At 39.6% G+C, this 8990-nt stretch carries 4 protein-coding genes; all 4 read left to right on the top strand.

Annotation, left to right across the window (positions count from 1 at the left end):
* Nucleotides 1-260: transposase (locus ACLUWI_RS09685; protein WP_412147154.1), on the top strand; the 260-nt coding region annotated here is incomplete at its 5' end.
* A gap of 233 nt (nucleotides 261-493) precedes the next feature.
* The gene (locus ACLUWI_RS09680; protein ID WP_412147153.1) at nucleotides 494-2128 is read left to right on the top strand and encodes a C39 family peptidase; all 1635 of its coding nucleotides are present in this window, start codon (nucleotides 494-496) and stop codon (nucleotides 2126-2128) included.
* 272 nt (nucleotides 2129-2400) lie between these two features.
* A complete protein-coding gene (locus tag ACLUWI_RS09675) occupies nucleotides 2401-3651 on the top strand; it encodes an LCP family protein (protein WP_412147155.1) in 1251 nt (416 codons plus the stop codon).
* Between the two features lie 222 nt (nucleotides 3652-3873).
* Nucleotides 3874-8811 (top strand): glycoside hydrolase family 70 protein, encoded by a 4938-nt coding sequence (locus tag ACLUWI_RS09670; protein WP_412147152.1) that lies wholly within the window; start codon nucleotides 3874-3876, stop codon nucleotides 8809-8811.
* Nucleotides 8812-8990 lie beyond the last annotated feature (179 nt).

Raw genomic sequence — 8990 nt, 5'->3', positions numbered from 1 at the left:
TCTCAAGTATAGAAGGTCCGTGTGGTGGTTGGAATACGTGTTGTTACGGTGTGCTTACATCAATTTACTCAACAAGTTTGATTGAATCTTTCAATAAAAAGTTGAAGAAGAAAATTCGCCAGAAGGAGCAGTTTCCAAATGAGGATGCCCTTCAAGGATTCGTGACAACTCAAATTCTAGAATACAATGACAAGTTCGAAGAACGAGCACATCGTGGATTTCGAGGAAGCAAGGATACCTTGGATTCCATGTTTATTTAAGTATGCATTTCATACAGAGAAGGATTTTCAAAAGTACACAAAATTATTGACACTCTCAAATGAGTAAGTTCCAATAATATTTGGGTAGATAGATGATTAGTAAAAATGAGATAGATCACTTTTAAGTGAATTATCTCATTTTTATTTATATTAAGATAAGCTTAAGCTATAATAACTATGGTTGTAATTTTACGACTGAAATATGTGTATTTTTCGCAAGGGGGAATAGTCGTATGAAGCATAATAGACGTTATCTTTTCATGGCAACGGCTGCTCTAACTGCGTTTATTCTGACTGGTGCGACATCAGTTAAGGCAAATGCTGATGATAGTCAAGCTACAGAAGTAACGACGCAACAGACTGTATCGGTTGCTAGCCAAGGAGATTCTAGTGTTGATACCACTGGTACAGGTGATTCACAATCAAATGCTAGCTCATCAAGTGATACTAATAATGCTGGCGCTAAAGAAAGCAGTAGTACGAGTGACACCAATAGTTCGATTAAGACAGAAGAGAACAATCAAGCAAATCAATCAACTGCAGAGGATACGAATGTAAGTATGAGTACTGCAGCTGCCACTGCTCCTAAAAATCAATTTATTACCGATGCAAATGGTAAGATCTCATACTATGATGCAAATGGTCAAAAAGTAATTGGTAGTGGCAATACTGCTGATACGCTCGCTTATCGAACCATTAATGGCAACACTTATGCTTTTGACAATGCTGGTAATGCCTATACTGGTTTTTTGTCAGGTTGGGGCAATATGTATTATTTTGGCAATAATGGTGCTCGCTATACAAACCAATGGTACTATAACTGGAACAATTACTACTACTTTGGAGATGGTGGCGTAAGATTAACTGATAACTTTTTAGTAAGCAAGCAACTACCATTGAATGACGGTAAGGGTGGCTTAAAAGACACGGATCAATACCATGTTTATTACTTTAATCCGAAGACCGGAGTAATGGCTCGTGATCAATTCTATAATAATTGGGGTCATACTTACTATTTTGGCAAAGATGGTGCACGTTATAGCGACCAATTCTACAGTAATTGGGGTAATATGTACTACTTTGGTAAAGATGGTATTCGTTATACCGATCAGTTCTATAACAACTGGGGTAATACGTATTACTTTGACAAAAATGGTGTTCGCTACACCAACCAATGGTATACCAACTGGGGGCACAAATATTTCTTTGGCGATGGTGGTGTTCGTGCAACTAATGAATATTTCAATGCTCTAGGTGCTGGTGGAGATTATGATGCTCATTGGGCAGATGAAAATGGTGTCGTAAGCGATGTTCATTACTTCAGTCAATATACACCAGTATTTGCTCCTTGGGGTTGTGCCGGGGCTTCGTTGGCGATGCTTTTGAGCATTAAGAATGTTTACCCTGATTTAAAGGATTTAATTTACAACGAACCTAATGTTACTGGCAGTCGTAATCAAGACTGGGAAGGCGGCCAATCAGGTAGCGTCGTTTCTGGTATTGGGTTTGACCACGTTGTTCAACCAAATGCTTTAAGTCGTTATGGACAGATGTTCTATAGTGGTGTTCGCAATATTTCCAACACTAGTTTGTCAAATATTGCTAATATTGTTAAGAGTGGTCATCCGGTTCTTTATTATGGTTGGTCTGCTTATGATGCAGGTGGTGCCCGTAACCACTGTAAGGTTATCTTAGGCTACAATGCTCAAAACAATACTTTCCATGTTTACGATCCGCTGTATGGCTACAAGAATCGTTGGACTGCGAACTCAACCGGACATAATGCTTACGATCTTGGTAATGATGCTTGGGTCAATGTAAGCCATATTCAAGGAGAAATGAATGGCCAAGCTATTTCGATTTACTAATTTAAAAAATTAGTTTTGATAGATTAAATTTAGTAGATCTCTGTCAAATCGTATTAACGAAGATTAATTCCCAGCTTTATTTTTGAAGCTGGGGATTTTTTAGCTGTTGAATCTAAACTTTTTGATTAATAATAAAGTATTTACATTTTAATATTGGTATTCTTTACACATCCTTTAAATCTTTTAACAAAATTTGACGATAGCGCTTTACATCTGCTAAAGTTAGAGGGTTAGTTATGATAAAAATTGGTTTATTGGAGTATAGCAAGACAATGAATGGCGACTATCAAACGCGTGCCGAATATCGACACGATCATAATCAAAATAATCAATCACAAAACAGCCCTAAAAAGCCGCGGAATAAACTGCGCTGGGTCTATCGTTTTATTGGTCTGATCATCGTATTACTCTGCATCGGTGGTGCCTATGAGTATCATAAGATTCATAGTACGGCTCAAGGCGTCTTTTCTGACGGTTCAGGCAAGATCAGTAAGAAACTGAAAGAGGGTAAGCCGGTATCGGTTTTGGCAATGGGAACCGATGTTGGCGCGCTGAATCGTGGTAACAAAGGCGGTAATACTGATACGCTTGAGCTGATAACCATAAATCCACAAAAAGAAACGATCACTATGACCAGCATTCCGCGTGATATCCTGATCAAGGTTGATACTGATGAAGGCGCGGATTATGTTAAATTGAACGCTGCTTATCAGATTGGCGGGGCTAAGCAGACTGTCAAACAGGTTAAAGAACTGCTAGGCGTACCAATTGATTACTACGCGCTCGTTAATATGGGGGTTTTGAAGAAGGTCGTTAACGCGGTTGGCGGGGTTGACGTCAACAACCCATTTGCTTTTGACTATGAAGGTCAGCATTTTGCTAAGGGCAAGCTGCATTTGAATGGTCACGACGCCTTGCAGTATTCTCGGATGCGTTATGATGATCCTAAAGGTGATTATGGCCGGCAAAATCGGCAGCAGCAGGTTATGAAAAGCGTTATGAAGAAGTTCAAGAAATCCGGTTCCATTTCGGCAGCCAACAAGATTTTAGATGCCGTTAAGGATGGAGTTAAGACCAATATTCCAATTGACAACGTGGCAACCCTGTACACTAACTATCATGTCGCGCTTAAGAATATTAAGACTGAACATTTCCAGGGCTTGGATGCGACAATTGAGGGCGTCTCCTTCCAAATCGCCTCGCCTAAGGAAATCAACCGCGTTTCGAAGCTGATTCGCAATCAACTAGGTTTGAAGGCTAAAAAAGTCGTTAATAATGAAACCAAGATGTACAACCTGCAGACGACTTATGATGGTTACACTAATACCAACTTTGTCTTGCCAAATGGTGCTGCCTACAACACGCCAGGCAGTGGTACCAGCAATACGATCAGCTCGTCATCTAAAAAGTCGAGTTCCTCGCTAAGTGGTAGTTCAACTTATGGAACGACGTATGGTGCTGATACGACTTATGATTCGTACTCAACTGATTATTCAACCAGTTACGGTACAGCCGGATACTAATATGAATATTAAGAAAGCCTTGTCGCGATTTTGCCGTGGTAAGGCTTTTTATTATGGGGCTTTGTCAAATCGTATTGGTGAAGAGCTATTCCTGCTTCAAAATTAAATAAAGATCAAAAATAATGTTATTTCATTCCATTTATATAACTTAATTATGTATCATATTCTAAGTATATGTTAAACTATGAAGATAGTGTGAAGTTTTTTTGGAGGAAAACGTTTATGGAGTATAAAAAGCATTTCAAGTTATATAAGAGTGGAAAAAAGTGGTGTTGTGCTGCTATCGTTACTGCGACAGTAACCACCGGGATTTTACTTGGTGCTGGTCCTGTCCAAGCGGCAACTGATAATAATCAAGCTACGCCAAATACTACTCAACAAGCTGTTGATACAGTATCTCAAGTCAAGCAGGACTCAACGGTCGTATCTACAACGACTGATAGTACAACGAATCAAACGGTATCTAAAGATGATACCACTACGACTCCAACGACAACGAAAAATACAGATGATAATGTAGAAGCGACGTTGAATACCGCTACTGTGACTACTACTGATCAGACAAATGGAACAACGCAAGATACAACTGGTCAAACTAAGTCAGTCAATGTAGCGACGACTAGTTTAACACCCGCACAAGATTATGCCAGCAGTGTTCTAAAAACTAACAATGGTAAGAACTATGCCTACCATGCGGATGGTACGCAATACATTAGTCAATGGTACCAAAGTAATGGCAATAAGTATTACTATGGTGCTGATGGTGTTCGGATTGAATCTGCTACGGCTCAAGCATTGGATCCAGATAATGCCAGTGATACTAAACTTTACACTTATTACTTTAATGCTGAAGGAATAATGCAAACTAATTTCTTCTTGAAGCAAAATGAAAAGGCGTACTATTTTGGCAAGGATGGTAAGGAGTACCAAAACCAATACTATTCTAATTGGGGTAATACATATTACTTCGGTGCTGATGGTGCTCGTTATGATAATAAATGGTTAGAAGACAACGGTCAAAAGTATTACTTCGATAGTGAAGGGGTACGCTTAACCGATCAATTCTTAACGCAAGACGGTAAGGTATACTATCTTGCTCCTAAAACAGGGGCAATGTACCAAAATCAATGGTATGAAAACTGGGGTAACAAGTATTACTTTGGTGCTGATGGTGCTCGATTAACGAACACCAACGCAGATATTGACGGGGCGACGTATCATTTTGATGCTCAAGGAGTAATGACGAAGGATTACTTCCAAACTCGAGATGGTAAGGTATACTACTTCGGCATGGATGGTAAGGAATATAAGGATGCCTTCTATACTAATTGGGGACATACTTATTACTTTGGTATTGACGGTGCTCGTTACACGAACCAGTTCTATTCCAACTGGGGGAATACTTACTACTTTGGTGACGATGGTGCTCGTTGGGATGATCGATTCTATAGTAATTGGGGCCACGTTTACTACTTTGGTGACGATGGTGCTCGTTATACGAACCAATTCTATTCAAATTGGGGAAATATATACTACTTTGGTGCTGACGGTGCTCGTTGGGATAATCGATTTATGGTTCGTTGGGGTAACGCCTACTACTTTGGTAACGATGGGGCATTAGTTAAGAACCAAAATAAAGATATTGATGGAACCAACTATTCATTTGATGGTCAAGGTGTCGCTTCACTTCGAGACCAATTCTTAACGGCTAATGAAAATCAATTATTCTACTTTGATAGTCAAGGTAAGTTATTAACCAATAGTTTCTATAACAACTGGGGTAACTCATACTACTTTGGTGCTGATGGTGTTCGATATACAGACCAATTCTTAACTAAAGATAATAATACGTACTACTTTGGCGATGACGGGGTCATGGCTAAGGGCAAGACACAAATTCATGATAATTGGTATTACTTTGATCCATCAAATGGGGTTATGGCTAAGAGTAAGATCGTTGAATTAGATGGTCTTGGCTATGGTTTCGATAAAGATGGAATCTTGATCTCTGGAGTTACAGCTGATAAAGATGGTAATGTCTACTACATTGACGGGACAACTGGTAAGGTTCGAACTAATTTCTTATTGGAAGATAATGGTAAGTGGATTTACTTTAATGTTTCTGATGGTAAGGGAAGCAATGCTTTGCAACTTCAATTCCAATCAGGAACGGTTTCAGTTGATCAAGAATTTGCTAATGGTAACCAGGCTTACGACTTTACGGATAACTCAATCCAAAATGTTAATGGGTACTTAACAGCGGACACATGGTATCGCCCAAAACAAATTTTAAAAGATGGAACCACTTGGACTGACTCAACCGCTACCGATCTTCGTCCACTCTTAATGGTTTGGTGGCCAAACAAGGATATTCAAGTTGATTACTTGAATTACATGAAGAAAAATGGCTTAATTACAGCTGACGAAGACTACAGTTCAAAGGATAGTAGTTCAACGTTAAGTTATGCTGTTGATAAGGTTCAAGAAAATATTGAAAAGAAGATTTCTCAAGAAGGTAGTACGGATTGGCTGAAAACCTTAATGAGTGCTTTTGTAAAGACTGAATCGATTTGGAATGAAACCAGCGAAAATGTAAATTATAACGGTTTGCAACTCCAGGGTGGTTTCTTGAAGTATGTAAACTCTGATTTAACTAGTTATGCTAATTCAGATTATCGATACATAGGATGGACTTCTGATAACGTGTTAAATGGTGATACTAAGCCGGGACAACCTAAATCGGCTGGATCAGAATTCTTATTAGCTAATGATATTGATAATTCTAATCCAGTGGTTCAAGCCGAACAATTGAATTGGTTATACTACTTAACTAATTTTGGAACGATCACTGCTAACGATCCAGATGCCAATTTTGATAGTATTCGGGTTGATGCGGTAGATAACGTTGACGTTGACTTATTAACCATCGCCGGTGATTACTTCCGGCAAGCATATGGTCTCGATGAGAGTGATGCTAAGGCTAATGCACGTTTAAATATTCTGGAAGACTGGAGTGGAAGAGATCCGTACTATGTAAATAGTATCGGTAATCCACAGTTGACTTTAGATAACACGGTCTTAACAGGAATACATGATACGTTAGCTGCGGCACCCGATAAAGTTAAGTCATTAAGTGAACTAGTTTCTAATTCATTGGTTAGTCGTTCTAACGACAGTACTGAAAATACGGCTATTCCAAATTACTCCTTTGTACGGGCCCACGATAATGGTTCACAAGATGAAATCCGTCAAGCAATCTCAGCTGTTACTGGGAAGAGCTATGGTGATTTTAATTTTGAAGACGAACAAAAGGGAATTGCTGCTTATATTAAGGATCAGAACTCAACGACGAAAAATTGGAATAAGTATAATATTCCAGCATCGTACGCTTACATTTTAACCAATAAAGATACCATTCCACGGATTTATTACGGGGATTTGTACACTGATGGTGGTCAATACATGGCCCAAGAAACTCGTTACTACCCAACTATCACCAACATGATGAAAGCTCGGATTAAGTACGTTTCAGGTGGTCAGACTCTAAACTACGATGATAATACTGGTGTCTTAACCAGTGTCCGTTTTGGTAAGGGAGCTATGACCGCTAGTGATAAAGGAACCTCTGAGACCCGGACTGAAGGGGTTGGGGTAATTATCTCTAACAATACTGAATTATCCTTGAAGAATGGTAGTACTGTAGTCCTTCATATGGGCGCTGCTCATGCTAACCAAAAGTATCGGGCGCTTGTACTTACGACCACTGATGGAGTTCAAAACTACACTAGCGATCAAGGGGCACCGATTGCTTACACAGATGCAAACGGGGACCTTTACTTCTATGGTACTGATCTAATTACCTCGGAAGGAACCCAAGCCAATACCGCCATTAAGGGCTACGCAAATCCAGATGTAACGGGTTACCTTGCTATTTGGGTTCCTGCTGGGGCCGCTGATGATCAAGATGCGCGGACGGCAGCAAGTACTGATGCCCATACTAAGGATGAAGCATACCGTTCAAATGCAGCCTTGGATTCAAATGTCATCTTTGAAGGATTCTCAAACTTTGTTTACTATCCAACAACTGATAGCGAAAAGGCTAATGTAAAAATTGCTCAAAACGCTGACTTCTTTAAATCGATCGGGATTACCTCATTTGAAATGGCACCCCAATACGTGTCAAGCAAAGAAGGTAGTTTCTTGGATTCAACGATTGACAATGGATATGCCTTTACTGATCGCTATGATTTGGGGATGAGCACAGCCAACAAGTATGGAACGGCGGAAGATTTACGAAATGCAATTAAGGCCTTGCATAAAGCTGGCTTGCAGGCAATGGCTGACTGGGTTCCAGATCAAATCTATAACTTGCCGGGCAAAGAAGCTGTTACAGCCACTCGGGCAGAGGAACACGGGATAACCTGGGAGAGTTCTCAATTAAAGAACAAGGTATATATCGCTAATACCATTGGTGGCGGTGAATATCAAAAACAATATGGTGGAGCGTTCTTAGAAAAATTACAAAAACTTTATCCAGCGATCTTTAAACGAGTTCAAGTATCAACTGGCAAGACAATTGATCCAAGTGTTAAGATTACGGAATGGTCGGCCAAGTACTTTAACGGAACTAATATCCTTAAACGTGGGGTTGGCTATGTTCTTCAAGGTGACGGTGGTCAATACTACAACCTTGGTTCAGCAACTACAGAGTACTTACCAGTTCAACTTACTGGACATACTGATACAAGTAAGGACGGCTTTGTAAAGGATAATGATGGTAATTATCATTATTACAATGAATATGGCGAAGAATTGAAGGATGGTTTTGTTCAAGATGCAATCGGTAATTGGTACTACTTTGACAAGAACGGAAACATGCTCGCTAATATGAGATTTGTTGACGTAACTGTTGATGGTAGTTCTGCTACCTACCTATTCTTAAATAATGGGGTTTCCTTCCGGTCTGGTTTGGTTCAAACAGCAAATGGGACTTATTACTTTGATGCTAATGGACGGATGGTCCGCAATCAAGTTGTTTCCGATGGTGCGATTACATACACACTTGATGGAAATGGCAAATTGGTAAAAGAAACCTACGATCCAACTGCAGATACTTCGCATCCGGTTGACATTAGTAAGCAAGAAAATGCCAAGATTTAAATAGGCTCTTTGTCAATGAAAATTGATGAGTAAATAATTTGTGATAACCAATGCTTAAGCAGCAGATAAATTCTGTTGTTAAAGTGTTGGTTTTCTTGGGTCTTTGTCAAATCGTATTGGTGAAGATCAAGAGGCTGGGAAAAAACCATGCCTCAAATTGAAAACCCGGATGATTCGCA

The organism is Limosilactobacillus mucosae (genome assembly GCF_046939755.1).
Taxonomy (GTDB): Bacteria; Bacillota; Bacilli; order Lactobacillales; family Lactobacillaceae; genus Limosilactobacillus; species Limosilactobacillus mucosae_A.
The sequence above is the reverse complement of the archived record's forward strand: the minus strand, read 5'-3'. Positions and strand labels throughout refer to the sequence as shown.